Source organism: Neorhizobium phenanthreniclasticum, assembly GCF_040066075.1.
Classification (GTDB): domain Bacteria; phylum Pseudomonadota; class Alphaproteobacteria; order Rhizobiales; family Rhizobiaceae; genus Neorhizobium; species Neorhizobium petrolearium.
The window spans coordinates 1-1,925 of record NZ_JBEAAL010000075.1; the positions used below are offsets into that span (position 1 = coordinate 1).

The following is a 1,925-nucleotide window of genomic DNA, read 5'->3' on the forward strand; positions in this document are numbered from 1 at the left end:
ACAACTTCGTAGCGACCGACAAATCCATCATCTGCCATGCAAATCTCCAGATAAAACTGGAAACCTTCTCGCATACGCAGCAAGCCTCAAAATACACCCAATCCAATGGGGCGGAGACGGCGCTTACTCTTCGTCGATATCCATCAGACAACAATAGCACGCACGTCATGCGAATTCCTGTGGTCTACGCCGTATGCGTACCGTGGAGCATCCGTTCGGCGCGATCAAACAATGGATGTATCAGGGCGCGTTCCTCATGCGGCGCCTGGAAAACGTTCGAGGGGAGTTCAGCCTGACGGCGCTGGCCTACAATATCAAAAGAGCCATCACCCTTGTCGGCGTTCCGGGTCTGATTGCCGCCCCCAGGGTATGACAGGTCGCCCTACGCACTTTTTTTGAACCATACAGGGGCGAACAGATGCCCAATCATGCCTTCTCAGGGCTTTGAGCATTGAAATCCGGGAAATCTCGTCACCTACAGAGTTCCGGCCCAAACCAACCCATGCCGTCATCGATCCAAAGAATTTTCGGACGCTCTGCCCAGAAAATCGAGCCCCAGAACCTGATTTCCCGCAGCTGCCTATACTTCAGTCATCTTGGGAATCCCTGAAAACAAAATAGTTTTCGGAATCCTCAGGACGGACTAAAGACTGAGCCTTTAGGGCCCTAGGCAGTGGAAACCGCGCTCCTGGAGGTGTCCGAGTTGGCATAGGCGGCCATGAATATGCGGATTGCGCTCTTTACGGCGAAATCTACCTCCTCCCACGGAGGTTCGTCCTCCAGATTGCCGAAGAGGCGGAAATTGAAGAGGCTACCACTGGCAAGCTCGATAAATTGATTAGCAGCGAGGGCGGGATCCTCTGCGATCAAGTTACCCCGCTCAATGTGCCGCTTGACGAAGTCCTCAAGCATAGCCCGGGCTCTGCCCCGAGAATGGAAGAATTGACTGCAAAGATGCGGCATCCGCGTGGCTACGCCGATGAGCATCCGTATTGCGCCGAGGCTATGCGAGGAGGTAACGTGGCTTGTCAAGTCGACGCCGAAACGGTAGAGTCCGGCCTCGACTTCCACGCTATCCGTTAGAACAGAGTTCAGTATGAGCATAAAGCGCTGGCGCTCATCCTCTACAATAGCGCTGAACAGATCCTCCTTGTTTTCGAAATAGACGTAGATTGTAGCTTTCGAGACGCCGGCTTCGCGGCAAACCTCGTTCACACTCGCCGCATCGAAGCCCAGCCTCATGAAGACACGCTTTGCACCTTCGATGATCTGCACTCGCTTGACCGGGTCCGCACCGGCGGCAAGGCGGCCCTGCTTCTGGGTGAGTAAACAGCGATCCTCGGTTTTTTCCTCGGTCATCTCTGTTCTTCTTTTTTTCCAAACCAGTCGGTTCGATTTCCTTGAAAACATGCGCGGCAATGCGTCCTACGTCAAGTTTCCTGAATCGATCAGTTCGACAAGCCGGACGAAAGTGGCAGCTCCCATGGCACGTGTTTCTCTCGTCGCGGTTGTCAAGCTTTGGTATCAGCATCGCAGTTCAGGCTCTCTGTTCTGTAAGGCCGTATGTCCTTCTTCGGGAGTGAGGTGGCTCGCCCTAAGCTCGACTTTGTACAAAATTCTTTGGGATTTTGAGTTGGTTGGCGGCGCCGATATGCTGCGTGCAGCCCCCTATAGCGAGTATCAGCGCACGCATTTTGTATGATCTGAACTGGGTGAATCAGTTCGCCGCAGTCTCCTTGCCTTGCTTGTTTCGTGTGACCGGATTCGAACCGTTGGATGACCGATCATAATGAGAACTGCGTCGGGTCGGGTGATCCTGTTCCGCACATCCTTCGCCAGTGGCTGTCGTCGTTTCGTCCCTGGTTCACGGCGCCCGGTTGGGACCCTCTGCTGGTCCTAGTGATGGGTGCGATCCTGTCTCCAGG

The 1,925-nt window shown here is 54.3% G+C and carries 1 protein-coding gene and 1 pseudogene; one reads left to right on the forward strand and one right to left on the reverse strand.

Annotated features, from left to right (window positions below; all coding sequences use genetic code 11):
- Positions 1-187: 187 nt before the first annotated feature.
- Positions 188-373, forward strand: a pseudogene (locus tag ABK249_RS33730) (transposase); the annotation flags it as partial.
- 293 nt (positions 374-666) lie between these two features.
- Here the strand turns inward: ABK249_RS33730 and ABK249_RS33735 are convergent.
- Positions 667-1,359 carry a TetR/AcrR family transcriptional regulator gene (locus ABK249_RS33735; RefSeq protein WP_210059130.1) on the reverse strand — a complete coding sequence of 231 codons (693 nt, stop codon included), beginning with the start codon at positions 1,357-1,359 and terminating at the stop codon, positions 667-669.
- Positions 1,360-1,925 lie beyond the last annotated feature (566 nt).